The organism is Dehalococcoidia bacterium (assembly GCA_041649635.1).
GTDB lineage: Bacteria > Chloroflexota > Dehalococcoidia > E44-bin15 > E44-bin15 > JAYEHL01.
Genome location: JBAZMV010000002.1, coordinates 233,226 through 258,027, shown reverse-complemented (window position 1 = coordinate 258,027; position 24,802 = coordinate 233,226). Strand labels below are relative to the sequence as shown.

The following is a 24,802-nucleotide window of genomic DNA, read 5'->3' as shown; positions in this document are numbered from 1 at the left end:
CCTAAAAGAACACCCGTTTTTTCTGGCGCAGCAGGTAAAGGAAGAATGGCGCTCCTATGAATGCCGTTACGATTCCGACAGGCATTTCTTCGCCGCCGCCAGCTATAGTGCGGCATAGCGTATCAGCTAGGATAAGGAATATCGCTCCCACAATCGTAGATAGCGGCAACAGGAAACGATAATCCGGGCCCCATATCAGACGCACCGCATGAGGTATGATAATGCCTAGAAAGCCGATAGATCCCGCGAAGGATACCGCAGCCGCCGTTATCAGAGCAGCCGATAAAAGTAGAATGATCTTTACTTTCTCTACATTCATACCAAGTTGCTGCGCTTGTTCCTCATCCAGTTGCATGATGTTTAACGAACGGCTGTACAAGTAGATGGGTATAATTCCAAGAATTAGATAAGGGAATAAAACATACACGTCCAACCATTTTGCGGAGGAGCAGGTTCCCATCAGCCAGAACACTATACCCATGCCGTGATTCTCATTAGCGAACTTCCATAAAAGGAATGATATGAGGGCTGTAAATATGGCTCCCAATACTACGCCAGCAAGTATAACCGTGGTCATAGGTAAGGTTTTTCCGACACGAGCAAGGAGATATAAAACCACTATGCATACGATTCCACAGCATAAGGCTATTACAGGTATCCAACCAATACCGGCGGATTGCGCTGGGAAAAACATGAATCCAATCACTGCACCTAGACTAGATGCTTGTGCAACACCTAGAAGATATGGATCAGCTAATGGGTTGCGGAAAATTCCCTGAAATGTGGCGCCGGCGGTCGATAAGGCTGCTCCCACCAGACCGGCGAGAAGAATGCGCGGCAGTCTATAATCAATAACAATTGTCGATACAGTTCTTGTGACACCTTCGTCTATATTCACCCACGGTAGTTTTGACAGGAGCAATTTCCAAACATCGGCGAAGGATATATTCTCAGGACCAACGCCACAAGCGACACCAATGATGACTGCAAACAACGCTAGCAGTCCTGCGATACTGAGATATCGCCTGCGTCTGTACGCCACCAGCCCGATGGTTAACCTATCTACAAGACCAGTTCCCAATTCTCTTCAATCTCTCATTCATTCCAGTTCTTCCGCGAGTTCGGGATGTATTAGCCAAAGCATTTCTTCAAGAGCATCTACTATCCTTGGACCGAAACGGCCGGTAAGGTCCGTATTTATACTAAAAACCTTCCCTTCCTCACGAGCTTCAGTTCCCTGGAGACGTGTTTCGCTTTGTGCCCACTCCAATGGTGCGTTTCCCCCTGAACCCATGCTGGTACCGGCAATGATAATGTTCGGCTCTCTGTATATCAGTGACTCAAGGGACACCGTTGGATAATCGGATAATTCGGTGAAGATGTTCTTCCCTCCGGCCAAATCTATCAGCTGGCCCGGCAAAGTATTGCCGCCAGCGGTCATAAGCGGATCATGCCATACAATATAGAACACGTTGGGTTTTTCTTCATCGGAAAGCTTAGCAACGAGATTTGCTACGGCATCTATACTTGTTTTCATATCATTGACCAGTGCGTCAGCTGTTTCCTGAACGCCGGTGATATTACCTACTAACTTGATAGCATCGTATGTTTCATCTATTGTTGTTGGAGTAAGAGCAATAACCGTGAGCCCCAGATTTTCCAGTTGAGGGATAATCTGGGCTTCATGTATGGGCGCGGCAAACACAACATCCGGCTCAAGAGCTATGATTTTTTCTATATTGGGGGTAGAGAAACCGCCGACTTTTTCTTTATTCAAAGCTTCTTCCGGGTAGTTGCAGTAATTGGTAACGCCGACGATTTTATCATCCAATCCTAATGCGAATAGGATCTCTGTATTTGCCGGAGCTATCGAAATAATTCTTTGCGGCGTGCCGTTTAACGTGACCGTCCGTCCCGCTTGATCGGTTATCTGTATACTGTCATTATTTGTAGCGATATCCTCTGCCGAACAAGCCGAAACTGATAGAGCTATGCCGACAGTTATTACCATCACGAGAACCAGTTTCAATATTGAGCGCATCTTTGTTACCCCTCTAAACAAAAAGACCCCAAGCCTGGGCGACGAGGGGTCTTTTTACCAATAAAAAATCCTACTCCCCCCTGCGGAGGCATGTAGGCTATCCTGTGGCGGGCGTTCTGGCTTCCCTTGCTTAAGGGTTCACAGTGGCGCGGCCGCTCCGGAATTTAACCGGATTGCATTCCCTTTGATACCTGGATCGCTCCAGGTCGCCTCAGATTCCTATCGATTCAATTGTTAAGCAAGTGAAAGTATACACAAGTGGGGGGCAATCTGTCAAATCGATGAATGATACACTACCTGACTTTTGGGCATAAAAATGATAGGATTGATGAATTGGAGAAAAACGAGGGCTGCTCTTGAATGAAAAGTAAGATGAACGGGCCAATCCTGAAGTCGCTAATATACGCGCTGCTCGTTCTCGTTATTGCGGGCTGTTCCAACTCACCTTCGGATGGTATACAGCCGACAACTCATTTAATACAGTACGAGGTTACAGGTACAGCAGATGATATTGCTTATATTCAATATTACGGTGAGAAATATTCATCAGACTATGAATTTGATAGGAACGTTACATTACCCTGGTATTACAGTTTCAATGCCTCATCCGGGAAATATCTCAAGTTTCTCGTTCATACGTACAGCGCCAATGTATCGATAACGGCTAAGATCATTATCGATGGAAACATAGCACAGATAGAAGATGTATATTTAGATTACCCGCACGCTTTTGTTACTGTCGATGCTTGGGTTCCGTAATAGCTACGATCTATGTATGTGTTTCAACAGATATAGAGCATCATCAACAGCTTGACTTCAAACCTCCAAAAGCGGTATCCTATCACAGTGTGTCTGAAAGGGCACTTTGACAATCGAACGGCGCATTCGTCTAGGGGTTTAGGACATCTCCCTCTCAAGGAGAAGATCACGGGTTCGAATCCCGTATGCGCTACCAAGCAACAAAAAACCGCCTGTTTTGAAGCCGATTCAGTGCATCAGGCGGTTTCTTTTTTGAAAAAAGCTAACGGATAGCTAACCGATTTTTCCGGCAGGCTTGTTTTCACGAGTGGGATTTGCGATGGAATGTCCCGACATTATTGACGGGGATGAAACCTTGAAGTCCTAATAGCGATACACATATGATTAGCATATGTCCGATTGAACTTGTTGGTTTGTTTACATCTATTGACAAATGCTTACAAACCATTATACTTTGTTTACATCTACAAGGAAATGTATACAAACTCATGAAAACAGTTGAAATAGGCAAATTGAGAACCCAGCCGGAAGGTTTCAAAGCCTTTATCCCGAATACCTTTCCTCCCGAAGGCGGATTTGATTTCGATCCTGCTATTCTAAAGAAAAATACTGAAGCAACCCGGCTTCTAGGTAAACTGGATGGTATCACAAGGCTTCTTCCTGATGCCGATTTCTTCTTGCTTATGTATTTACGAAAAGACGCGGCTTCTTCCAGTCAGATTGAGGGAACAAAGGCAACGATGGTCGATGCAATCGAAGCGGAAGTGAAACCTGGTGAAAGAGCTTCATCCGATGTCGATGATATTCTGCACTATATAAAAGCCGTTGACTATGGACTGAGAAGAGTTACCAAAGATGATTTTCCCGTGGCGCTTAGGCTTGTGCGTGAGCTTCATAGAGAACTCATGCATAAGGCAAGATCATCTCAATATTCCGACCCGGGAGAATTCCGAAAAAGTCAGAATTGGATTAACGGCACTCGTCCTGATAATGCCCGGTTTGTTCCGCCGCCGGTTGTCGACATGCGTAAATCCCTTGGAGAACTTGAAGCGTTTATACATACGGATGACGATATACCTGTTGTGATCAAAGCCGGGATTATACATGCTCAATTTGAGACTATCCACCCGTTTCTAGACGGGAATGGACGAACGGGAAGGATGCTTATTACTTTTTATCTGTGGAAGGAAGGTTATCTGGAAAAGCCGGTGCTGTTTCTATCTTCGTATTTCAAAAGGTATCAGAAGCTTTATTATCAAAAACTTGAAGGATACCATAACGGGAAGGTTTCAGAATGGATCGATTTTTTCCTGGATGGGGTTATAGAAATAGCCAATGAAGCTATCGATACGGTAGGCAAAATTACGGCTTTGCGCGAGAAGGACATTTTGATAATCCAGAAGCTTGGCAAGCGTTCTTCCGAGAGCGCGGCGGCGGTGTTGCCGAAGTTGTACGGTCAGCCTATCGTAAATGTAGCAACCGTTCAAAAGTGGACGGGCTTCACCCGCGCCGGGGCTCAAACTGTAATTAATCGTTTAATTGAGCAAGGAATCCTTAGCCCAAAGGATAAGAACAAGAAATATGGGCAGTCATATGTATATAAAGAGTATCTGGATATATTTGTCAGCAATGATTAAGCTGGTTATATTAACGAAGCAGTAGTTACCTGCTTTGCAGGAAACATTCCATCTCTCGACCACGATGGTCGGGGTATTCGAGATTAGGAGAGTATAAAGAGATTTCCGGCATTGTTGCCCGACAGAACGAACTGCGAAAGGCGATTGATGAAATCGTGGCAGATTTGGAGTCTCACAGAACTTTATGAAAAACAAAAAAGCGAACAACAAAGCAGGTCATGAGATAATCATCTATGAAAGCGGCGATGGGGAGCCGCGCATTTCCGTGCGGCTTGAAAGTGAAACAGTGTGGCTTACTCAGTCGCAAATGGTTGATTTATTTCAATCCAGCAAGGCGAATGTCAGCGAGCATATCAAACATATCCTTGAAGAGGGAGAGCTGGAGAAAGATGCAGTTGTTCGGAAATTCCGAACAACTGCCGCGGACGGCAAGAGCTACAACATAGAGCATTACAATCTTGACATGATTATTTCACTGGGATACCGCATCAAATCATCCATTGCTACCCGTTTCAGGCAGTGGGCCACCGCGCGCCTGCGGGAATATATTGTCAAAGGTTTCACCATGGACGACGAGCGGCTCAAAGGCGCGGGCGGCGGGAACTACTGGAAGGAACTGCTCGACCGCATTCGCGATATCCGCAGCAGTGAAAAAGTGCTCTACCGCCAAGTGCTGGACCTCTACGCGACCATCAGCGCGGTGGAACGGTCTTATCTGGAAACCCTGGAGAAGGCGGAGAAAAAAGTGAAGAAGGGCAGCAGGAAACATAGCTCGTGTTCTAGTTTAGGTTAATCATCTTCCTGCTATACTGCTTGACATCCCCTCTCCCCAGCATTAGAGTATAACCACCTCATATATCTCAATTTGACCCAGATAGGCCCCATTAATAGGCGAACTATATGCGCGACGAAATAGTAGGAATAATAATTGGCATAACCGTAATAATAGTGATTATTGTGGCGCTAATCCGGATCACGAGAGGTTTCATCCAACGCACCAAAGATTTCGATATAGCTGATAGGATAGGAGTAAAGGTGGGAAAGCTGAGGTTCAACTGGTTTCGAGAACGGCCCAAAGTAGCTAGATATCTGGTTTGCATATTACTGATAAGCGTTGCCGCCTTAATACTCATTATCAATCTTGTTGATAAATCAAGTACTGGAGAATCAGCCGTTTCTCAGATTGTATTTACAACATCATCACAAGAGATAGAGCTTGGTATTGTATCTAGTGTCATAATCTTACAGACACAGGATGCCAACGGCACAGCATGTGAAGTAGAAGATGATACAATCATTACTCTATTCACAAGTTGTAGCACGGGGTGTTTTAAAAATGAGTCTATGACTATTACCTCAGTAACAATACCGAAAGATTTGAACTCCGCCAGATTTTACTACGTGGATACTGCTAAAGGCCTCCCTACTATCATTGCCAGTGAGTCGCCAAGCCAAGGTTGGAATGATGCTGCTCAGCAAATCACGGTCACTGGTAAAAAAGTATATTGGGGTATGGAAAAAGTAACAGGTGCCGCTGGTCATGACATTGAGTTAATAAATAATCCACAAGCTGTAAATACTTCATGGTCTACTTTGAAGGCATTTCTTGACAGAGATCAAACGGAAGATAGACCGTACAATGTTAGCACCTACCACTGTGCCGATTTCGCTGAGAGACTTCATAACAATGCAGAAAATGAGGGTATTAAAGCAGCGTTTGTTTGTATTTCTTTTGGAGCTTTTCAATACGGACACGCTTGCAACGCATTTGAGACAACCGACTTAGGGCTTATCTTTATTGACGACACTGGAACATGGTGGGGTAGTAGCGGCGATTGTATTGTAAACGTATCTAAATGGCAGGCATACATACCACGAAGCATACGCACAAATTATGAATATGATTCTATGGGAACCATCCACGATTTCACTATAACTTGGTAGCAATTTTAATCAGAATAGAGGCGCGGGAATAAACCTACTATATGGAGGGCTGTATTGATAACGGCAATAGTAGTTGGAACAATACTAATAACAGTATTTGTGATAGTTCTGATTCAACTAACAAAAAATGCGAACAAGCCTGTTACCAGAAGAGAACGTCGAGACTTCGAAGATTCCTTACCACATGGGTTAATGAGCAAACTAGTATCACGCCTTAAAAATTTAGTGCCACGAAACGATGAGTTAACAGAAATCGCAATTTTGTGCCCCACCTGTGGAATAAAACTTGTAAGCACTGCATACAAGATATCAATAGTTCGGGGATATATACTTGTCTTCCAACACGGAGAAAAATATATCTTAGGTTGTAAAAGATGCGCCCTCAAAGCCGCTATATTAGAGTTTGCAGAGAATCTCCTATTCGGTTGGTGGTGCATTCCATGGGGTGCTACTACGCCATTAGCTCTTATTCAAAATCTCTTCACTATTTTAACACCACCTAGAAATTCCACCCTTCGTAAAGTAGTTACACTCTCTGGTTTAAATTTCAACGATTTGGTTATTGACAGTGATGGCTCTTATTTGGGGAAACAAACCTATCAAGACAATATCTTCACTGTACTTTCAGGCGCCATTTGGGCTGATGGTAGTTTAGATGAACGCGAACTGCGAACCGCTTCTGAAATTGCTTATGAGCTTCTCAATCACAATATATCTATGTCAGAAATACGACAAAGGTTGCACAAGCGATATGGTTCTCTTGAAATCCGTGCCCTTTCTTGGGATGAAAGATTACTGCTCTATAGAGCAGCTATTACTGTAATCTGTGCTGATAATAAAGTAATTCCGCGTGAACTTGAATACTTGAAGCAACTTGGGATTCAATTTGGTTTCACAGCCGATTTTATTAATGAAATCTTAGATTCATTAAAGGATGACTCTAGTAATGCAGATAATGAACAGGAACAGGCTGCAAAGGTTCTCGGTATAAAACAAGAAGCCTCACTTGATGAAATCAAACGAGCATATCGTCAGCAAGCACTTCGTTATCATCCAGACCGTGTTAACGATAAATCAAAAACTCAACGTGCTCATGATATGATGTGTGAAATCAATCGTGCTTACAGTATCCTCGTTAAGGGAGCTATCGAGAAGGCATCTCAAGTTGCTAATCGAGGAGATACTCTTTTTGAGCTTGAGAGATATGAAGAAGCTTTGCGTGATTATAACCGCTCATTAGAACTGTCTCCCAATGATCCACTTATACTTGCTAATCGAGGAGATACTCTTTTTGAGCTTGAGAGATATGAAGAAGCTTTGTGTGATTATAACCGTTCATTAGAACTGGAGCCCGATAATCCAGAAATACGTGAGAGTCAAGAGTTGTGTTTAGAGAGCTTAATGGAGGTAAAACAATAAGAGATACCGAGAGCCAAAGAGATATGGACTGGTTAAAAGACTACAGCGGGCTGTATGAATCAACTATCCAATTGGTATTGAAGTTGGGAAACCTTGACAAGGGTATTACATTAACCTCTCCCGGAAGGCTAAAGAGCTCCGAAAGTAAAATGACCGTTGGTGCTAGTGAACGGTTGAAGGAATTGCAGAATAGTTTTGCCGACATTGAAAAATCGCTGAAACGGCTGCCTAAGTCAAGTAGGGCTGATTTGCGAGAAATTAACCGCGACTTACAAAGTGCATGCCGTGGTTACAGTGCAGCTTGCAAGATGTTTATTATGTGGGGGAAACGACCTACCAACTTTATAGAAATAGCAACAATAGAGACTATCGAGAAGGCAGACAAGGATATGGGAAAAGTCAAAGAGAATCTTGAGAAAATACCTTGAAGCAAATCGTAGGGTGGGTTCAGCCCGCCGCTTTAATGCCTACTTAATCACATCAAAGCCTATCAGTATCTCTTGATTGACAGCCAATTGCTCAGTCATTAAAGTGTTACTACCTCATGCATTTATATTTGACCCATATAAGTTTTGTAGTGGGAGGGTAAAGTATGCCGATTTGTATGAGATGCGGTCAGGAGATTGACGGCATAGAAAAATCAAATTCAGTCTTCTTTTGCGCGGAGTGTGGTCAGCCGTTACCTGATATTCCAAAGTATAGGCGCACATTCAGGCAGTTCCTGATAGTAGCTTTTACAGCGGCTTTATGTGTAGCTCCTTTGGGAGCCACTGACGGTGCTATATGGTCAGCAGCATTAAGTAGGCCTGTTGATTCTGGTGCGTTGTGGGGGTGTCTTGGTATTGCAATCTACGCGTTATTAATAAGTCCTTCATATGCATACAATCCAAGCCAAACTTATGGGTTTTTTCAAGTGACTTTACCTCTCAGTATCCTAGCTGGTATTATCGGCCTTATTGTATGGCTAGTGTAGTAGCTAATATAGAGTATCAGCAATGCTATTAAACAGCCAAAGCAATTTGATATAGAGCGCATCCTGAAATGTTGTATGAGCGGGAATTGTAAGGGCTGTGTGCTATCTAAGGAGTGCAAGCAGTTCAGGATGTTCAGTAAGGTTAACCAGGATTACAGCATACCGAAGGCGTATACGCACACGGCCAAGATGATAAGGTTTCATACAGGTTCCTGATAAGTAGTGTTGTGGAAAAGTACACTTTAGCTGGAGGAAGAATCTATATGGGAATTCTTGAAATAGTATCGATTGTAGTCTTTCCAATATCACTTAGCAGCTTCATTCTACAAGGTTCACAAAGTCAGACTCCCATGCTTAATAGAGCAGCGATGTTCCGTAGCGAAGCCTTCGGATGCCTTATCTTTGTTTTATCATTCCCACTTATGATCGCATCCGGCGTCATAATTGGACTTTATTCGTGGGTTCTTCTGGTTGCGCTTTTAGCAGGAACGGTTATTGCCTATCCGTTATTCGGTTGCTATCTCGTGAGGTTTCTTTGGTTGATTCCATTTATGATTATTGATAGATGGTCGGGAAAAAGATAGGCGATAGAAGCGTGTATCAGACCCATGTTTAAACTGAAGTTCAAATTCTACTAGTCGATTGGCTGTAATATGCGATAAGATATATAATATAAAACTGATACCGATATGGAAAAATATTTAAAGCCCCTTATATTTCTATCGCTTATCGTTTTCGCTTTCACCGCTTACGCTGTTTTCCAGGCTGCATATACCCTCAGCAATCCTTCGGAGCTTTCCGCTCAGGACGCCGCGAACAAAGCCGTAAGCTATATCAATAGTCATGGAGGAGCGGGGGTTGAATTAATCGACGTCGCTGAGGAAAGCGGACTATATAAAATCCATATTCGTATAGGCCAGAGTGAAGGCGATCTTTTTGTTTCAAAGGACGGCCGGATCTTGTTTCAACAGGCTATATATATGGACGGAAGCAGCAATACCACTCCAACCCCTGCTATCGAAATCCCAAAGAGCGACCGGCCGGATGTGAAGATTTTTGTAATGAGCTACTGTCCTTACAGCACGCAGGTGGAAAAGATGATGCTGCCTGTATACGATTTACTGAAAGACGAGATCGATATAGGCATATACTTCGTCGATTACGCCATGCACGGGAAGCAGGAGCTCGATGAAAATCTGCGGCAGTACTGTATACAGAACGAAAACCAGTCCCAGTATTTTGATTATTTAAGTTGTTTCGTGCAAAGCGGAGATCCCGATGCCTGCATAGCGGCGGCCGGTATAGATGCGGATAGTCTTACTTCATGCATCGCAGCCGCGGACGCGACTTACAACGTTACCGGCCAGTTCAACGACCAAAGCACCTGGGTGCATGGAGACCCCGTATTTGATATTCACCATGACTTATGTGAATTATATGGCGTAACAGGTTCCCCGACGATAATAATCAACGGAGTGAAGGTAAGCGTTAACCCCAGGTCGCCGGAGAACTTCAAGCAAATCATATGCAGCGCGTTCAACACGCCGCCTCAGGAGTGCGACCAGACGCTATCTACTACGGTGCCGTCATCCGGTTTCGACTAGGTTCTACTTCTTGGCCTGTTTCGATTTTTTAACGCTCTTCTTAACCTGAGTCTTCTTTTCGGTCTTTGTTGTTTTACCTGTCGTCCCTCTAAATACCGTTTTTGACGGCGTTTTCAGATGCAATCCAACCATCGATGAAAAAGCGGTTACCAATCTTGTGCCCTTCTGCTTGCACTTGGGACACGGCGCCGACTTATCGATGTCCGCCATGAGTCGTTTAAGTTCAAATTCCTTTTCGCATTTGTTGCAGTAGTACTGGTAGATGGGCATACGTTACCTCCATTCAATAGTCACGGTGATTATAGTTTTACTCCAGTTTATGGATTTTTTCAATAGCCTATCCTGGAAAACAGTTACCGGATTCGTCCCTTGAAGTGAAAGTATATACAGGCTACAATTTAAATCAGAGTGACACAATGCAGATGGATGACGGAAGAATAAGGGAAGCGGTCAGTCAGACTCAGATACTCAGGTTGCCGCGGCAGACTCTGGCTACGTTCGGCACGACCGTTATTAATTACTATCTTTTAACCGAGCCGATATATTCCGATCTGGTTAAAGGCGACGAGACCGTTATCCGTGAGGGAAGGGTCAGTTCCGAGAGGCCGCGTGTCGTCACCCCGTATTATCTGACGAAACTTGAGGGATTCGGAGAAAGCGCTAAGAGATACCTGGACATGGTCATTCAGCAATACGGCCTGCACATGCCCGGTTTATATTACAATTACAAGAATGAACATAAAGACCTGCTCATCGTCTCCGACAACATAGACGTTGTGATCGGGCGCTTGAACGAAAAGATAGATAAGGATAAAGATAACCTGGCTGCGATAATCAAAGGTGTCGATGAATTATGGGATGTATCGCTTCTGAAGTTCATCAGCGAGATGACCCAGGGATCGCTGAAAAATAATGTGGCGGAGATGAACAGCATGGGCCTGCTCGGCGTCGATGCCGCCGGCGTTCCGCAGGAAGCCAGATATCGCATCGAGATGATGTTTATGGATGTGGCCCGCGGCGACAGAGAGCCTCACGAGCTGAAAGAAGAACTGGACAGGTGGGGCGTTTTCCCTCAATACGAGGATAGATTCCTCAGCATGTTCCGTCGATAGTGGTCGCGCATAGTACCCTTCTTATGGCAGTTTGACACATTACGTAAGCAAATATATAATGTGCCCCATAATTCGCACCCATGATTTTAAGATACTCGATCCAGAAAAACCCTTTTTACTCCATCTAATCAGATACGCAGAGAGGTATCCCAATTGGTTAGAGAAAAACCTAGAACTAAAAATAGGAAGGTTGAAATCCGGCAGATGGATATCGATGATATAGCTGCCGTGTACCATCTGGGCGAGGAGCTTTTCACCAGTGAGGATCTCCCTATTCTTTATCGTACGTGGGATCCGTTTGAGGTCGCCGAGTATTTTTCGTCCGATCCCGAATATTGTCTGGTGGCCGAGGTGGATGAGCAGATCGTCGGTTTTGTACTGGCTAACTCGATAACCAAAGAGGGAACCGCATGGAAGAAATACGGGTATCTCGCATGGATCGGGGTCGATGAAGATTTTCAAAGGATGAATCTAGGCCGTCGCCTGTACAAAGAGGTAGAGAGAAGGCTGCAAACCGATGGCGTAAGGATGGTTATCGCAGATACCGAGGGCGGGAATGAAGAAGCCATAGCGTTTTTCGCCAGGAGCGGCTTCACTCCAAGGCGGGAACACATCTGGCTGGCGAAGACTCTTCGACGGCCCGGCAAGAAGGCAGAGGATAAGAAAGTCAGTGGTAAAAAACGTTAACAAATCCGCGGGTATACAGCCCGACCGGCTTAGAAGACTCCTCAAGAACCTTATTGATATCTATAGCCCTTCCGGTAAGGAGGAGGATATCCTCGATTATGCCGAGGTATATCTGAAAAAGCACGGATTATCGGTTGAGAGGCAGGAGGTTGATGAGAACCGTTATAACCTTATCGTGATGCCTGAGGACAGGGACGAAATAGATGTATGCTTCGTGGGTCATCTCGATACGGTAACTGCTTACGATCTGACCGATTTCGAGTTCGAACGTAAGGGTGATGTTATTTCAGGACTGGGCACCGCCGATATGAAATCGGGCTGCGCCGCCATGATAGAGGCGTTCACTGTCCTTGCTGAAGCGGGCGGCAGGATGCCCCCTGTTGGACTGGCTCTGGTTGTCGGCGAGGAGGAATACAGCGACGGCGCGAAGTCGCTTGTGTTGGAATACGGTTTCCCATGGGCTATTGTGGGCGAGCCGACATCACTGTCGCCGTGTCTCGGACATTACGGATATCTTGAGGTCGTTCTAAGGACACAGGGTAAAAGGGCGCATTCTTCTCTGCCGGAACTGGGACATAACGCCGTCGAGTCCATGTTGAAGCTTCTGCTCAAGGTCACGGAATATGCCAGTTCTTCATCTCAGGGGCTGGTATATAACATCAGACAGTTATCCGGAGCCTCTACCGGTTTTGTAGTGCCAGACTATTGCGAGTCCTGGCTGGATGTTCACCTGCCGCCCGATTCAAGAATCGATTTACTAAGAACCGAGCTGGAACATCTGGTGGAATCGGCGGGCAAGAGCATACGGGGACTTGATGCCGACATCAGGTTTGAGGATACCTACTCGGGATACCGGATTTCGCCCGAAGGAAATATGGTTAAGAAACTGATGAAGACATACGAAGGTTTGTCGATGGGATGGGAGCCTCAGGATTTCAGAAGTCATTCCGATGCGAGCGTGCTTTTTTCCGCCGGCGTCAATCCTATCGTTCTCGGTCCGGGCAGCCTGGCGGCGGCTCATATGCCAGACGAATCAGTTTCCTTCAACCAGGTGTTGCAGGCGGCGCATCTCTATCTGAACATCGCGCGGTCATTGAGCTAATGATTGAGTCCGCTGCATCCAGTTTGTCGTGCTACCCCACCGCGTATGTTCCCGTTGCTACGGCGATAAGCACAGCTTTCTCATTGCGCAGCTCCATGCGCGTGACGGCAACCTTGCCGCCCTTGCGGAGCATATAGCCTCTGGCGGTGAACCTTTCGCCCCTGCCGGGACTGAGAAAGTCCACCCTGATATCGATGGTTCCTATCTTGCTCAGCCTTTCCACCTGCTTTTCGTGGTCTTTCCCTCTGAACTCTTTCATCACTTGCAGGTATACCGTGACCCCGCCCGCGATATCCAGGATCGATGAGATGACGCCGCCGTGCAGCATCCTATAGTAGCGATTGCCGACGAGGCGATCGTCCATGCCGAAGGTAATAACACCGCTGTCGAAATCTGTGGAATCGATGCTGAATCCCAGGAATTGAACGAACTGAGGACCGGCGTGCTTGAAGAAGAAGTCTATTGCCTGTCGGAGTTCCTCGTCCTGAGAGCTTTTGTCGTCCATCGTCGCATTCCTCGCAGGTCACTCTAGCCCAGCGCGTAAGTCCCGGTACCCACAGCTATCAGCAAATCTTCCTCGTTGTGCAGCTCCATGCGTGTTACTGCCACCTTGTTCCCTTTTCTGAGTATGTAGCCTTTCGCTGTGAAAGCATTGCCTCTTCCGGGACGCAGGTAGTCTATCCGCAAGTCGATGGTGCCCAGCTTGCCCAGAATCTGCGCCTGTTTCTCAAGCGGTTCATCCATTATGTCCTTGTAAACCTGCATGAACACGGTATGGCCGCCGGCGACATCCAGGATCGACGATATGACACCGCCGTGCAGTATGCGCTGTACCGGGTTGCCTATAAGCTCGTCGCGGTTCGAGAAGTTTATTATCCCGATATCGAAGTCCTGCGAATCGATGCTGAAGCTGAGGATATCGTTGAACGAAGGGCTGCACTTCTGAATGAAATATTCTATGGTTTTCTGCAAACCGTCATGGAAAACGTTGACCTTTACCGCCATTCACGTCTCCTGTATACGAATTTTGGGGAATTTACAGTCCGGCTACCATCCTGGCAACTTCCCAGTTGTGCTCGTAAAGATGCAGCCCTTTGCTCACCGCGATGATCTCGCCGTCCTCCACGCCGATCTCTCCGGCCATGCATTCCTTCATCATCTGGATGCCCGCCAGGTTGTTAGGGAATCCCGCGTACAGGTCCCACGACCGGAAATAAACGACGTAGTGCAGCTTGCCGTATCTCACCCTCGTGTCGATGATGCGCAGGCAGGGCGGGTCGCTTAGATAGATTGAGTCGCGGTTGCCGACCGTCATCGTGGCCTGATTAGTATTGAAGCCCTTCTTATACATCTCCACGATCTCGAGGAATTGTTGCTCGATGTCCTCGCCGTAGGTATAGGTCTCATTCGCCTGCTTTAAGTTGGACATCAGGTACGGCAGGTAATCCCTCTCGACATATTCGATATCGGTCGGCGGCGGAACACCTTCCGGCACTGTAGGCACAAGAGGCCTGGTGCCGGGATGCTCGATGTGCACAACGACGAAATCGAACTCCTTGCGTTTCTGCCCGGCGTAGCTGCCGCTGTCGATGGTATATTCATAGCCATTCGTCAGCACCTCGCGGATGCATTTCCACCAGGCTTCATTAAGGTCTCTTACTTTGATAAAGGTTATTTCCATATCACCCTCTGTCAAAGACTAATATTTCGTATCCGTATATTTGATGGGCTTTCTGTATATCCAATCCGTACGTTTGCGCGTATCCCTGTCGTACAGGAGTCGGCAAAGCATAACCTGCTTCCAGTTATCGCGTGGAATGGGGCGCTCGGCTATGATTCTTTTAATGATTAACAGCAGAGCCATGCCGATGAGAAACCAGGTGGCGGTAAGCTGTTCGTCCGGCGACATATATGGATTAGAAAGGAAAGGACTTGCGATTATCATGGCCAAAGTGGCCACCATCATGAAGAGGGGCGAGTTCTTGAACAACCCTAATCCTCCCACCCAGACCGCGACGAATATCATAAGTTCCCATGGCGCGAAGAAACCCAAGGCCCCCAGCATGGGGGTGACACCCCTGCCCCCACCGAACTTGAAGAACACCGACCAGCTATGGCCCGCCATAGCGGCAAGCGCGCCGATGCCCTGCGCCGCCACCTCGCTGCCGCCTACGGTAAGATGCAGATGCATCGCGACCAGGACCGGTATTATTCCCTTAAAAAGATCGAAAATGCCGACTGGAACAATGGCCCACTTCGCAACGGAATGCCACACATTCGATCCGCTGGCTATGCCGCTGCCGTATTCCCTGATATCGACGCCCCTGAACGCCCGTCCGGCTATGTAAGCCGCGGGCACCGAGCCGAGGAGATACGCCCCTATTGCCAGCAATATCATCGGATAATATGACATTATCGGTCGCCTTTTCCTTTAAGAGTCGAAGCTGTCCAAGATATCCACTTACTCCTAAGGGAGCCGGGAAGCAGCGGGGTGACGTGATATCCGCCTTCGGATAATACCATATCTTTGGGCTGCTGTGCTTTCTCATACAAAGCAACGGTCTTCTCATAAGGCAGCCATTTGTCCCCCTTGCTGTGAATAAGCAACTTTGGAATATCGCCGATCTTATCTATGTTCGACAAAGGGAGCAATGAAAGCCAGGATTCCGTATCATGCTCTATGTCTATGCGCATTTTGTATTTACGGAAAATCATCCATGCCCTTGAGACCTGCTGGTTCAACCAGCCGTAGTATGGAAGCGGGCCGATTTTGGGAAACTCGAGAACGGGTGTGCCGAGACGCTCCGCTTCTTTTCTCATCGGCTGCCAGAACTCGGCCATGCTCCCGATGTCGGACGGAATAGACATTAGCACCAGGGCTTTAGCCCCGTTCACTACAGAAGCCGCGTAGAGACACGCCAGCGCCCCCAGGCTGTGTCCTGCCAACCCGATACGCTCAGCATCCACACTCGTATGATTCTTGAAGTTATTGTATGCCGCTACTACGTCCTGTCCGATGCCTCCATCAAGCGTCCCCCCGCTCATGCCGTGGCCCCGCATATCGATTGCGAAGGCCGCTATGCCCTTGCGGGCAAGCTGCTGCGCGCTTGGACGCATGGAGCGGTAATCCGAAGCCATACCGTGGCACATGACTACGCCGGGGAAACGGCCTTCGGTTTTAGGCAGATATATCACGCCGTGGAGCTTTATGTCTCCTGAAGGGAAATAGATATGTTCCGTATGCCACTTCATTTACTTTTACGTTCTTCGTGGCGTTTCTGCGATAGCTCCATGAGATGCTGGAAGCACTCATAAGGCACCCGGGCTTCGCCGAGAGGAGTCTCATGATCGTCTTCAAAGCCATGAAAATCGCTTCCGCCTGTAGCTATCAGATCATACTTAGCGGCCAGACCGCTCAGCCGTTCGACTGTGTTTTTATCGTAGTTATCATAGTATGCTTCAATGCCTACAAGGCCGGATTGTTTCAAGTCAACTATCATCTCTTCCAGGTCCTTGATACTGGCCGGGTGCGCGATGACGGGCATTCCACTAGCTTTGGCGATAAGCTCTACAGCCTCTCTGGGAGACAGCCTGTCACGCTCCGCATACGCGGGTCCTTTACGGCCGATATAGCGCTCGAAAGCATCCTGAAGCGTATCGACGTGTTGTCCTTCAAACAGCGCCTGTGCTATGTGGGGACGCCCCACCGAGCCGCCGTCCGCCATCTCCAATATGCGCTCCCACTCGATATGAATCCCCAGCCCATCCAGCTTATCCAGCATCTTCTGCGCCCGTACTTTGCGTGAGTTGCGCAGGCTCTCCAGGGTCTTGAGTAAAGGTTTGTTTTTATAATCCAGGAAATATCCCAGGATATGCACTTCCCCCTGATCCACGTCGGTGTTGATCTCAACGCCGGGAATGACTGTCACGTACGGAAAGCACTCCGCTGCCGCCAAGGCGGGTTCGATTCCATTAATAGTATCGTGATCGGTTATTGCTATCACTCCGATACCCTGCTCGGCGGCAATCTGTATCAGTTCCCCCGGTGTTAATCTCCCGTCGGAGTAGGTTGTATGCAGGTGCAGGTCGACTCTTTTAGACATTGAGGTCGACCTCCCGATCTATTCGGGTTATACTTGCAGCCTTGCCCGTTTTTTCGTCTACTTCAATCATGACGGAATTGAAAGCCACTTTCCCTTTACCTACGGATATCCTATGCGGCGTCTGTAAGAGAAATCTTTCTATTACAGAATCGATATCATCACCAATTACGGATTCGACGGGGCCCACCATGCCGATGTCCGTAACGAAGGCGGTGCCTTTAGGCAGTATCTTCGCGTCGATCGTGCCGACATGGGTATGGGTTCCCGTTACCGAGCTGACCCTGCCGTTGAGATACCATCCCAGCGCTATCTTCTCTGACGTCGCCTCGGCGTGAAAATCGATGACGGTCACGGCGGGCCTGTCGCCGTCAAGGCTTTCAAGAAGCTCATCTACGGCGCGGAACGGGCAGTCGAGGCTGCTCATAAACGTGCGCCCTATAAGGCTCACTACCAGAGCGTTCTTGACGACTGCATATCCCCTGCCGGCGACTCCCTTAGGATAGTTCAATGGACGCAGCACCTGCTGATAGCTGTCTATAGATGCCGCCATTTCCTTGTGCGCCCAGATATGATTTCCAGACGTTATCATATCGATTTCCGAAGCGATAAGCTCGTCCGCGGTAGATGGAGTCAACCCTATCCCGCCGGCGGCATTCTCGCCGTTGGCTATGACCAGGTCCAGCCCGAACTCGGAGCGCAACTCCGGCACCAGTCGCTTAACAGCGCTGCGCCCGGGCTTGCCTATGACGTCGCCGATCATCAGAATTCGCATCGAACAAACCTATTTTGCGTAATCAACGGCACGCGTCTCTCTGATCACCGTAACCTTAATCTGTCCGGGATATTCGAGAGTTTCCTCTATTTTCTTCACTATATCGCGTGCAAGTCTGAGAGACTGGATATCATCAACCTCGGTCGGCTTAACCATGATGCGTATCTCGCGACCGGCCTGTATGGCGAAGGACTTCTCCACGCCTTCAAAGCTGTTGGCGACACTCTCCAGAGCTTCGAGACGCTTGAGATAATGTTCGAGGGACTCTCTCCTCGCACCAGCCCTGCCCCCGCTGATTGCGTCGGCAGCCGATACGATAAATCCCATAAGGCTTGTTGTTCCCGTCTCGCCGTGATGCTCGGCTATAGCATTGACTACTTCGATGGACTTATCCCACTGTCTCACCAGGTCGGCGCCGATCTTGGCGTGAGGCCCTTCCACCTGCGCGTCCACCGCTTTCCCTATATCGTGAAGAAGGCCGGCTTTCTTCACCGCGTCCGTTCTCATTCCCAATTCCGCGGCGATCATACGTGAAAGATGCGCCGTCTCTATGCTGTGCTGCAATACGTTTTGTCCGTAACTGAAACGGTACTTAAGGCGTCCCAGCAGTTTTATTAATTCCGGATGTAAACCGGGCAATCCAACCTCGTGTATGGCCGCCTCGCCTTCAGACAGTATGGTTGCTTCAACCTCGGACTTTGCTGACGCGACCATTTCCTCGATCCTTGCCGGGTGAATTCTGCCGTCCAGCACCAGCTTTTCCAGAGCAAGGCGTGCTATCTCGCGCCTTACCGGATCAAAACTGGAGATCGTTACAGCTTCAGGAGTGTCATCGATGATAAGGTCGACGCCGGTGGCATTCTCCAGCGCCCTGATATTGCGGCCCTCTCTCCCTATCAATCGCCCCTTCATCTCATCGCTCGGCAGCGCCACAACGGAGACCGTTGTCTCCGATACTACAGATGTGGCCAGTCGCTGAATCGACTGAGAAAGTATCTCGCGGCTCTTTTCATCCGCGTTCCTCTTGAGCTGCGCCTCGATCTCCCGTATGCGACGGTTCACGTCCTCCATGGCTTCTTCTTCAATAGCCTTTATTAACAGCTTCTTCGCTTCGGAACTGGAGATGCCCGATATCAATTCCAGCTGTTGCACCTGTTTCACCTTTAAATCCTGGAGCTGGTTGCGCAGATTATCTGCTTCCTTTTCCTTGTCGACAAGGCCGCGCTCCCTTTTCTCTATCGAATCCAACTTCTTATCGATGTTTTCTTCTTTTTGCGACAGCCTTCTTTCCTGCTTGTTCAATTCGGTCCGGCGTTCCCTGGCATCGCTCTCAGCTTGCCCTTTAATTTTTATCGCTTCTTCTTTCGCCTCGAGCATCATTGTCTTTGATTTTGTCTGCGCGTCGTTTAGGATAGCCTCGACTTCAATCTGCGCGGCGCGGGTTCGTCTGCCGATGATTATACGCCATACGAAGAAAACCAGAACGCCTCCTAAAATAAATCCGACACTTGCGGCTAGTACATACCACATGATAGAATTCCTATCCCCCTTTCCTTCGGGACATTACTGAATTATTCAAGTTTGTAATGAATTGCCCCATATTAAACTCTGCACTAGTGAAAGTCAATAGAATCAAACGCCCTCTTTCCATAAGCGGTCGACGGTTTGTTTAGCCACCTCGTAATTGAACCCCCTCCGCAACAGAAAGGCGCCCATTTTACGTACGAATTCATCATAGCTATATCCGGACCACAGCTTCGCTCTCTTCTTTGCTGCGCGGTAAGCGGTCTCTTTGTCATTATAACCGTCCAGAGCCCTGTTAATCACCTCTTTATCGACGCCCTTCTTACGCAGTTCGACGGCAACCAGTCTCCCGCTGCGAGGGCTTAAGGTTTGTCTCCGTTCCCGCCAATACTGCGCGAACGCTGCGTCATCGATCATATGTTTACCACGCAAATGCTCGATCACGGTGTCAACAGCAGCTTTTGTGAACTTGCCGTTGAGCTTATCTCTCAGCTCGATCTCACTTCGCTGACGATATCCCAGCAGGCGATATGCCGATTTCAAGCATTCCTCCCAGGAGTCCTTTCTACCCCTGGAGGAATCAACTTTATCCTTGTAGCAAATATATTTCTTTCTCATCGCCCGCCATTTAAAAAATAAAAGGCTGGCAGCACATTCCCCAGCCTTACCAAACACTGTCCCGATGATGATTTATCAATATCGGGTTGGACTATTCAACTGCTTCGCTATCGGCAGCGGCAGGAGCCTTAAAAGCCTGCGCCCGGATCTGCTGCTCGATTTCTTTAGCGATTTCATTGTGCTCTTTCAAGTAATCCCTGGCGTTCTCCCTGCCCTGCCCTATACGGCTGTCGTTGTATGTATAGAAAGCACCTGACTTGCTTACCACTCCAAGGCTGACGCCGAGATCGAGAAGACATCCTTCCGTGCTGACACCCTCGTCGAAGAGGATGTCGAACTCGGCGGTTTTAAATGGAGGCGCTACCTTGTTTTTCACTACTTTGGCCTTGACACGGCTTCCTATTATAACGTCTCCTTTTTTCAGGGTATCGGCCCGTCTGAGATCGATGCGTACCGAGCTGTAGAACTTGAGCGCCCTTCCGCCCGGAGTGACCTCGGGATTTCCGAAGAACACTCCCACCTTTTCCCGCAGTTGATTTATAAATATTACCGAGGTATGTGACCTGTGAATAGCCGATGTAAGTTTTCTAAGAGCCTGAGACATCAATCGGGCCTGCAGCCCGACGAAGGCGTCCCCCATGTCTCCCTCAAGCTCGGCGCGCGGGACAAGCGCGGCAACGCTGTCTATCACAACTACGTCGACCGCCCCGCTCCTGACCAGCGCTTCCGCTATCTCAAGCGCCTGCTCTCCCGTGTCCGGCTGGGAGATCAACAGATCCTTTACCTTGACACCGCAATTGGAAGCGTACGACGGGTCCATAGCATGCTCCGCGTCTATATACGCCGCGGTTCCGCCGTTAGCCTGAGCGTTGGCGATGATATAAAGGGCCAGGGTCGACTTTCCGCTCATCTCCGGGCCGAATATCTCGGTAATACGCCCCCTCGGAATGCCGCCTATTCCCAAGGCTAAATCCAGTGAAATGGCTCCTGTCGGTATGAATTCAATGGAAGCCTTGATCGAGTCCTCGCCCAGCTTCATGATAGAGCCTTTGCCAAACTGCTTCTCAATCTGGCTGACCGCTAAATCGAGGGCTTTTTGCTTTTCTGTGGCCATTTTACTCCTTGGTGTCAACGTATTGACTGTAAGGGAATGATAACATAGCGGTTATGTTAAAGGCAAGGGTAAATTGTTACGTAAATGCGCCATGATTTCAATATTTACCTCATCGATACACCACGTTTACTAAAACGGAGGTATCGGCGGCATGGCTCTCTTATGAGCACTTGCCCTCATCATAGACTCGATTTTCTTCTTTACCTGAACGCTGGCCTCGCCGGTCGTCAGATATCGATCCAGCTCATTGTACGTCAGCCCCATCTCACCCTCGTCCGTCTGCCCCTCCCACAACCCCGCCGAAGGAGGCTTGCTTATAATATCCCTCGTTATGCCCAGATACTCGGCGAGTTCACTAACCTGTCTTTTTACCAGATTGCCCAGGGGAAGGATATCCACTCCTGCATCGCCGTATTTTGTAGAATAGCCTACAGCTATTTCGCTGCGATTCCCTGTTCCCACGACGAGATAATTGAGCTGCGAGGCAAGATAATACAAAGTTATCATCCTGAGCCGCGGTTTAATATTCGATTGGGATAGCTTATCGTTCTTATGGTAGATTTTGCCTTTTGGAAACGATTTCAGCAGCGACTCGTATACCGGCTCAAGCCCGATCAATTCGGCATGTATATCGAACTTCTCCGCAAGTGCGTACGCGTGCGCTACATCTGCTTTATTACTGTAACAGGGCATGATAACCGCGAGCGTTGCATCGGGAAAGGCGCGTTTGCACAAAACCGCGACCACCGCCGAGTCGATACCGCCGCTCAATCCGACAACCGCACCTGTCTTTTTTGCCTCTAATACCTTTTCCTTTATCCATTCTTCCAGATTGGCAGCCAGTTTTTGCATAACAAACACACTCCAAAAAAAAGTTGACCCTCTTTGATTCGTGAAGTATACTCTCCTAATAATACCAAAGTCAAAACTTTGCGTGTCTAGTAAATCGAACTAAGGATAATAGAGGTCTCGGCAGCATAAGGATTAGAACTGATCCATGAGCGATTCACTATTATTTATACTACTGGTTGTCATCATCGTTACAGCCATGTCTCTGCGTACCTATTTGCGCAGGCGTAGGCTCAAGGGTGATGTCGGCGGCAAAGACGATATGTCTAATACAGACGCCGGGCGTATCGATACCCCGGACGCCGCCGATGCGGAACGGGTCTCATCTACAGCGCATCGTCTCAAGGAAGCCCGCGAGAGCGCGTCTGCGACCGCGCCGAGACGGGAAGAAACCCTCGCCGAGATATCGCATGTTAACAAATCGTACGGCGGCAGACCTGTTGTGCAGGACGTCTCGTTCACACTGGCGAAAGGAGAGGTGCTGGGCCTCGTCGGGCCCAACGGGGCGGGCAAGACAACTACCATTCGAATGCTCATGGATATCATCAAGCCTGATTCGGGAGAGATATCCGTATTCGGCCGTCCGCTCGATGAGCAGGCTAAGAACAGGATCGGCTACCTGCCGGAAGAACGCGGCCTCTATCGCAAGATGAAGGTCTCCGATAATCTCGTCTATCTGTCCAGGCTCAAGGCTGTTCCATCGAACACGGCAAGGGAGCGGGCCGAAGCGCTTTTGAAAGAAGTTGACATGTCCATGCACCAGGGCAAGAAGATCAGCGAGCTAAGCCGAGGCATGGGGCAGATAATCCAGTTCCTGGTCACTCTCTCACATGACCCTTCCCTGATAGTGCTCGACGAGCCCTTCGCCGGGCTGGACCCGGTTAACCGCATGCTGCTCAAGGAAATCATCCTGGAGCTTAAAACGCAGGGTAAGACGGTGATATTCAGCACTCACATGATGAACGAAGTGGAGGAGATGTGCGACAGGGTGCTTATGATAAACCGCGGCCGGGTCGTCCTGTACGGCGACCTGTCTGAAATAAAGTGGCGTTTCCGCAATAACTCGGTCTTCGTGCAGTGCGAAGGCGATATAGGAACTATCGATGGCATAAGCGGGAAAAAGGACCACGGCAAATATGTCGAGCTGTTCCTGGACGGACAGACGACGGCGCAGCAGGTATTGAGCCAGCTCATGGCAAAGTCGATAAGGGTCGACAGGTTTGAGGTCTCCACACCGTCCCTGAACGAAATCTTTATCCAGGTGGCCAGACAGTGAGCAAGATCAGGATAATCGCCAGTCACGAGTTTCTCGCAGCCGTAAAGAGGCTGTCATATATCATTCTGACACTGAGCCTGCCTCTGCTGGCGACGCTGGGCATGCTGGCATACTACGGCATCACGCAGTGGGCCGGCGAGAAGCCACCCGCCGAGAAGCCGAACATCGGTTACGTGGATAATACGGGCCTGTTCGACGATTATACTAATACGGAAACGACATACTTCGTGTCATATATCACGGAGGATGAAGCGAGACGGGGATTAGTCGAAGGCAATGTCAGCGAATATATCGTGATACCCGCCGATTACCTGGATAACGGTATCATCCAGAGATACACTACAAAGAGGGAAATCGATCCCCCGTACGCAACATTAAGGTCTATCGACGAGTTCCTGACAGCGAACCTCATCGGCACCAACGTGAGCGAGGCCATCCTTGCAAGGGTGACTGATCCGCTCTATACGCAATCGTTCAGGCTGAATCCGGATACGGGGGAAATATTTCCGCCCGAGGATGAGCTTTCATCATTTGTTATGCCTTACGTGTTCGGCATGCTCTTTATCATGTCCCTGTTCTTTTCATCCGGCTATTTACTGCAGGGGGTTGCCGAAGAGAAGGAGAACAGGCTTATCGAGATACTTCTGTCTTCCGTTTCAGCAAGGCAACTGCTGACCGGCAAGGTGCTGGGGCTCGGGGCCGCCGGGCTGCTGCAGATATTGGTCTGGCTCATGACCATGGTGATATTTGTCGTCATCGCGTCGGCGAACATCCCCGTGTTGGCCGGGTTAAAGATATCTCCCGAGCTCATAGTGATAAGTATCGTCTATTTTATATTAGGCTACATATTGTTCGGCGTATTGTTCGCGGCCATAGGCTCGCTCGGTTCCACGGCCAGGGAGAGCAGTCAATGGACTACGTTCGTTGTGCTGCCGGCCGTGCTGCCGCTGATGCTCATCGGATTGTTGCTTACAAACCCGGACCATGTCATTTTCACCATCTTGGCCATTTTCCCCATCACCGCGCCTATAACCGCCGTAATGAAACTAAGCATCGGCGCGCTTCCGGCGTGGGAACTAGCCGTCAGCATGCTCATCATGATAGCTTCTATTGTCGCGGCAATATGGCTGGCTTCACGCGTGTTCCGCACCTTCCTCCTCATGTACGGCAAACGGCCGGGCATGTCCGAGATATGGAGATACCTGCGACAGCCGTAGTAAGGAATCATTCGCTCATGATTCCTCATCCGATACTGTGCCATATTTACG

At 48.5% G+C, this 24,802-nt stretch carries 25 protein-coding genes, 1 tRNA gene, 1 pseudogene and 1 riboswitch; of the genes and pseudogenes, 13 read left to right on the top strand and 14 right to left on the bottom strand.

Annotated features, from left to right (window positions below; translation table 11 throughout):
• Position 1 precedes the first annotated feature (1 nt).
• Positions 2 to 994, bottom strand: a complete 993-nt coding sequence (locus WC562_05140) for an iron ABC transporter permease (GenBank protein MFA5055541.1) — start codon at positions 992 to 994, stop codon at positions 2 to 4.
• A gap of 105 nt (positions 995 to 1,099) precedes the next feature.
• Positions 1,100 to 2,029 (bottom strand): cobalamin-binding protein, encoded by a 930-nt coding sequence (locus WC562_05135; GenBank protein MFA5055540.1) that lies wholly within the window; start codon positions 2,027 to 2,029, stop codon positions 1,100 to 1,102.
• 100 nt (positions 2,030 to 2,129) lie between these two features.
• A riboswitch (cobalamin riboswitch) is annotated at positions 2,130 to 2,270 on the bottom strand.
• Between the two features lie 131 nt (positions 2,271 to 2,401).
• On the opposite strand from WC562_05135, the gene WC562_05130 reads away from it, so the two are divergent.
• The 8 genes and pseudogenes from WC562_05130 (at position 2,402) to WC562_05095 (ending at position 10,377) form a co-directional block, all read left to right on the top strand.
• Entirely contained in the window at positions 2,402 to 2,800 is a 399-nt protein-coding gene (locus tag WC562_05130; GenBank protein MFA5055539.1) for an MmpS family transport accessory protein, read from the top strand.
• Between the two features lie 119 nt (positions 2,801 to 2,919).
• Positions 2,920 to 2,996 (top strand) — tRNA-Glu (locus tag WC562_05125).
• Positions 2,997 to 3,288: 292 nt separating this feature from the next.
• The gene (locus WC562_05120) at positions 3,289 to 4,437 is read left to right on the top strand and encodes a Fic family protein (GenBank protein MFA5055538.1); all 1,149 of its coding nucleotides are present in this window, start codon (positions 3,289 to 3,291) and stop codon (positions 4,435 to 4,437) included.
• A gap of 184 nt (positions 4,438 to 4,621) precedes the next feature.
• A pseudogene (rhuM, locus tag WC562_05115) lies at positions 4,622 to 5,128 on the top strand (RhuM family protein).
• 209 nt (positions 5,129 to 5,337) lie between these two features.
• Positions 5,338 to 6,381, top strand: a complete 1,044-nt coding sequence (locus WC562_05110; GenBank protein ID MFA5055537.1) for a hypothetical protein — start codon at positions 5,338 to 5,340, stop codon at positions 6,379 to 6,381.
• Between the two features lie 54 nt (positions 6,382 to 6,435).
• Positions 6,436 to 7,800 (top strand): tetratricopeptide repeat protein, encoded by a 1,365-nt coding sequence (locus WC562_05105; GenBank protein ID MFA5055536.1) that lies wholly within the window; start codon positions 6,436 to 6,438, stop codon positions 7,798 to 7,800.
• Between the two features lie 23 nt (positions 7,801 to 7,823).
• Positions 7,824 to 8,228: a hypothetical protein gene (locus tag WC562_05100; GenBank protein MFA5055535.1), complete on the top strand. Its 405-nt coding sequence runs from the start codon at positions 7,824 to 7,826 to the stop codon at positions 8,226 to 8,228.
• 1,234 nt (positions 8,229 to 9,462) lie between these two features.
• Complete coding sequence (locus WC562_05095) at positions 9,463 to 10,377, top strand: hypothetical protein (protein MFA5055534.1); 915 nt, start codon at positions 9,463 to 9,465, stop codon at positions 10,375 to 10,377.
• A 3-nt stretch (positions 10,378 to 10,380) separates the two neighbouring features.
• On the opposite strand, the gene WC562_05090 is transcribed toward WC562_05095, so the two are convergent.
• The gene (locus tag WC562_05090; GenBank protein ID MFA5055533.1) at positions 10,381 to 10,647 is read right to left on the bottom strand and encodes a zinc ribbon domain-containing protein; all 267 of its coding nucleotides are present in this window, start codon (positions 10,645 to 10,647) and stop codon (positions 10,381 to 10,383) included.
• 104 nt (positions 10,648 to 10,751) lie between these two features.
• On the opposite strand from WC562_05090, the gene WC562_05085 reads away from it, so the two are divergent.
• The 3 genes from WC562_05085 to WC562_05075 all read left to right on the top strand — a co-directional run bounded on the left by WC562_05085 (position 10,752) and on the right by WC562_05075 (position 13,278).
• Complete coding sequence (locus tag WC562_05085; GenBank protein MFA5055532.1) at positions 10,752 to 11,489, top strand: hypothetical protein; 738 nt, start codon at positions 10,752 to 10,754, stop codon at positions 11,487 to 11,489.
• Between the two features lie 153 nt (positions 11,490 to 11,642).
• Positions 11,643 to 12,176, top strand: a complete 534-nt coding sequence (locus tag WC562_05080) for a GNAT family N-acetyltransferase (GenBank protein ID MFA5055531.1) — start codon at positions 11,643 to 11,645, stop codon at positions 12,174 to 12,176.
• Positions 12,160 to 13,278, top strand: coding sequence for a M20/M25/M40 family metallo-hydrolase (locus WC562_05075; protein MFA5055530.1), 1,119 nt, complete (start codon positions 12,160 to 12,162; stop codon positions 13,276 to 13,278). The genes WC562_05080 and WC562_05075 overlap by 17 nt, the downstream gene beginning before the upstream one ends.
• A gap of 31 nt (positions 13,279 to 13,309) precedes the next feature.
• Here the strand turns inward: WC562_05075 and WC562_05070 are convergent, their stop codons facing one another.
• From WC562_05070 to nadE, 11 genes are all read right to left on the bottom strand, one after another.
• On the bottom strand, positions 13,310 to 13,783 hold the full coding sequence (locus WC562_05070; protein MFA5055529.1) for a thioesterase family protein: 474 nt from the start codon (positions 13,781 to 13,783) through the stop codon (positions 13,310 to 13,312).
• Between the two features lie 23 nt (positions 13,784 to 13,806).
• Positions 13,807 to 14,283: a thioesterase family protein gene (locus WC562_05065; protein ID MFA5055528.1), complete on the bottom strand. Its 477-nt coding sequence runs from the start codon at positions 14,281 to 14,283 to the stop codon at positions 13,807 to 13,809.
• Between the two features lie 31 nt (positions 14,284 to 14,314).
• Positions 14,315 to 14,959 carry a thymidylate synthase gene (locus WC562_05060; protein ID MFA5055527.1) on the bottom strand — a complete coding sequence of 215 codons (645 nt, stop codon included), beginning with the start codon at positions 14,957 to 14,959 and terminating at the stop codon, positions 14,315 to 14,317.
• Positions 14,960 to 14,977: 18 nt separating this feature from the next.
• A complete protein-coding gene (locus WC562_05055) occupies positions 14,978 to 15,691 on the bottom strand; it encodes a glycerol-3-phosphate acyltransferase (protein ID MFA5055526.1) in 714 nt (237 codons plus the stop codon).
• Complete coding sequence (locus WC562_05050) at positions 15,691 to 16,530, bottom strand: alpha/beta fold hydrolase (GenBank protein ID MFA5055525.1); 840 nt, start codon at positions 16,528 to 16,530, stop codon at positions 15,691 to 15,693. Before WC562_05050 ends, WC562_05055 begins: the two co-directional genes overlap by 1 nt.
• Positions 16,527 to 17,381, bottom strand: a complete 855-nt coding sequence (locus WC562_05045; GenBank protein ID MFA5055524.1) for a PHP domain-containing protein — start codon at positions 17,379 to 17,381, stop codon at positions 16,527 to 16,529. Before WC562_05045 ends, WC562_05050 begins: the two co-directional genes overlap by 4 nt.
• The gene (locus WC562_05040; GenBank protein MFA5055523.1) at positions 17,374 to 18,153 is read right to left on the bottom strand and encodes a TIGR00282 family metallophosphoesterase; all 780 of its coding nucleotides are present in this window, start codon (positions 18,151 to 18,153) and stop codon (positions 17,374 to 17,376) included. Before WC562_05040 ends, WC562_05045 begins: the two co-directional genes overlap by 8 nt.
• 9 nt (positions 18,154 to 18,162) lie before the next feature.
• Positions 18,163 to 19,683, bottom strand: a complete 1,521-nt coding sequence (gene rny / locus WC562_05035) for a ribonuclease Y (protein MFA5055522.1) — start codon at positions 19,681 to 19,683, stop codon at positions 18,163 to 18,165.
• Positions 19,684 to 19,785: 102 nt separating this feature from the next.
• Complete coding sequence (locus tag WC562_05030) at positions 19,786 to 20,220, bottom strand: regulatory protein RecX (protein MFA5055521.1); 435 nt, start codon at positions 20,218 to 20,220, stop codon at positions 19,786 to 19,788.
• A gap of 166 nt (positions 20,221 to 20,386) precedes the next feature.
• On the bottom strand, positions 20,387 to 21,409 hold the full coding sequence (recA, locus tag WC562_05025; GenBank protein MFA5055520.1) for a recombinase RecA: 1,023 nt from the start codon (positions 21,407 to 21,409) through the stop codon (positions 20,387 to 20,389).
• 129 nt (positions 21,410 to 21,538) lie between these two features.
• Positions 21,539 to 22,261 carry an NAD(+) synthase gene (gene nadE / locus WC562_05020; GenBank protein ID MFA5055519.1) on the bottom strand — a complete coding sequence of 241 codons (723 nt, stop codon included), beginning with the start codon at positions 22,259 to 22,261 and terminating at the stop codon, positions 21,539 to 21,541.
• Positions 22,262 to 22,406: 145 nt separating this feature from the next.
• Here nadE and WC562_05015 point away from each other — a divergent pair, with 145 nt between their 5' ends.
• Both WC562_05015 and WC562_05010 read left to right on the top strand, forming a co-directional pair.
• A complete protein-coding gene (locus WC562_05015) occupies positions 22,407 to 23,534 on the top strand; it encodes an ATP-binding cassette domain-containing protein (protein MFA5055518.1) in 1,128 nt (375 codons plus the stop codon).
• A complete protein-coding gene (locus WC562_05010) occupies positions 23,531 to 24,751 on the top strand; it encodes an ABC transporter permease (protein MFA5055517.1) in 1,221 nt (406 codons plus the stop codon). Before WC562_05015 ends, WC562_05010 begins: the two co-directional genes overlap by 4 nt.
• The last annotated feature ends 51 nt before the right edge of the window (positions 24,752 to 24,802 follow it).